The sequence below is a fragment of the Blautia sp. OF09-25XD genome, assembly GCF_003482095.1.
GTDB classification, from domain to species: Bacteria; Bacillota; Clostridia; order Lachnospirales; family Lachnospiraceae; genus Fusicatenibacter; species Fusicatenibacter saccharivorans.
In genome coordinates this window covers 1-1,832 of the sequence record NZ_QUMG01000042.1, presented here as the reverse complement: position 1 = coordinate 1,832, position 1,832 = coordinate 1, and the positions used below count along the sequence as shown (strand labels likewise).

2 protein-coding genes and 2 pseudogenes are annotated in these 1,832 nt (G+C 34.7%); all 4 read left to right on the top strand.

Going from position 1 to position 1,832, the window contains the following annotated elements; translation table 11 throughout:
• Window positions 1-99 precede the first annotated feature (99 nt).
• Window positions 100-393 (top strand): annotated as a pseudogene (locus DXA93_RS17480) (DUF6198 family protein); the annotation flags it as partial.
• A 91-nt stretch (window positions 394-484) separates the two neighbouring features.
• On the top strand, window positions 485-901 hold the full coding sequence (locus tag DXA93_RS17475) for a hypothetical protein (RefSeq protein WP_119208901.1): 417 nt from the start codon (window positions 485-487) through the stop codon (window positions 899-901).
• A pseudogene (locus tag DXA93_RS20805) lies at window positions 892-990 on the top strand (DEAD/DEAH box helicase family protein); the annotation flags it as partial. The gene DXA93_RS17475 and the pseudogene DXA93_RS20805, both read left to right, overlap by 10 nt.
• A 270-nt stretch (window positions 991-1,260) precedes the next feature.
• Window positions 1,261-1,602 (top strand): nucleotidyltransferase domain-containing protein, encoded by a 342-nt coding sequence (locus DXA93_RS17470; protein WP_055220717.1) that lies wholly within the window; start codon window positions 1,261-1,263, stop codon window positions 1,600-1,602.
• Window positions 1,603-1,832: the final 230 nt, after the last annotated feature.

Below are 1,832 nucleotides of genomic sequence, written 5' to 3'. Positions count from 1 at the left end.
GTTCATTACTGCAATGGGCGTATTTTTAAGCGTGAAAACAAATCTTATTTTAACACCAACTGATGGTATTGTAAAAACTATTTCAGAAGTCTTCTCTTTTCCTTTTTCATTATGACGATGTTCATTACTGCAATGGGCGTATTTTTAAGCGTGAAAACAAATCTTATTTTAACACCAACTGATGGTATTGTAAAAACTATTTCAGAAGTCTTCTCTTTTCCTTTTTCAATAGTGAAAAATACTTTTGATATTACACTTGTGTTTGTCACTATTATTTTATGTTTAATTAATCATACCCATTTTTATGGTCTTGGTATAGGAACCATACTGACAGCCTTATTCATAGGAAGAATTATTAATATTTATGAAAAAAAGATACAGTTATCTTTTTAAAGGTGGCAATTGGGTATTACGATGCTAAACTGTTGGGGTTTAGTTATATATTGAAATAATCGTATCTGTATGATAGTATATCAGATGGAGAATGTCTCCATCTGATATGTCATTTACGGCGAATACCTATTATAATTATAGGGACTGTATTCAGAAACATATTATTCCCAGAATTGGCGGTCTGAGGCTGCTTGCGCTCAATCAAGGGCATCTGATGAAAATGTATAAAGAACCTGTAAAACAATATTCTGCTATTCCTAAAAGGGCAAGAACAATTATGAATACCTCTATGAGATACGCATTATCGAAAAGGTTGATTATGACGAATCCCTGTGAAGGTTTGGAACTGTCAAAAGGAGTAAAAAAGTCAAAGTATCATACGATTATTGTAGATGAGACTAAAACATATACTTTGGAGCAGGTAAAACTGTTGCTGGAAGCATCGAAGGAGACACGGATCCATATGCAGATGGTCTTTGCCTTGTTAATGGGGCTTAGCCAACCTTGATCATAGCGCACAATAAAACACTTGCAGCACAGCTGTATGGGGAGTTTAAGGAATTCTTCCCGGAAAACGCAGTGGAATACTTTGTCTCCTAGTATCTTGATATTAATTTGCATACCATATATTGATTTGGAAAGGTAAAATAATACTATATAAAGCATAATAGACGATGCGTTAAAAGTAAATGGACATGATGGATTGGCTATAACGGTGAACAAAATTCGTCGAAGAAAGTAGTAAAATTGATACATGGAAAATACTGATTGAGAAACGAAGGTAAACTGGTTATAATAAAATCAAGAAGAAAGATTTGTGAATCGAGAAACTTATAGTATTATCAGCAGAAAATGAGGTGATGATGTATGCCAAAGATTATGCAGGATTTAATTAAACAGTATGTGGAAGAGGTCAAGAAGATTTATGGTTCCCATGTACGTCAGATAATCCTTTATGGTTCTTATGCAAGGGGTGACTTCCGTCCGGATTCTGATGTGGACATTATGATTCTGGTAGATATGTCAGATCTGGAATTAAAGGCATATGCACAACAGCTCTCGTACATGACCTATGACTTTAATATGGATCATGACACGGATATTAAGCCTATTGCAAAAAGTGAAGCACATTTTAACAAGTGGATTGTGAACTATCCCTTTTATTCCAATATTCATAAAGAAGGGGTAGTTTTGTATGGAGCAGCATAATCAGGAAATCGGTACTAGACGGGATCTGGTGTTATATCGTCTGGAAACAGCCCGAAATGATCTGAAATCAGCAAGAGCATTATTTTCTATTGAAAACTGCGCGTCGCATTCTCGTTACTTTAGCCTGCAAATAAAAAGTCAATACTAAAATTGAAGAAAGTTAAAAAACTTTACAGGTTAAAAATTAGGCATTAAAATAAGGCCACCACAACCAGTGCTGGTCTGAAAGT

Excerpts from the sequence above, each read along its gene's own strand:
- DXA93_RS17475 (WP_119208901.1), top strand. The coding sequence starts at position 485 with ATGTCTCCATCTGATATGTCATTTACGGCGAATACCTATTATAATTAT.
- DXA93_RS17470 (WP_055220717.1), top strand. The coding sequence starts at position 1,261 with ATGCCAAAGATTATGCAGGATTTAATTAAACAGTATGTGGAAGAGGTC.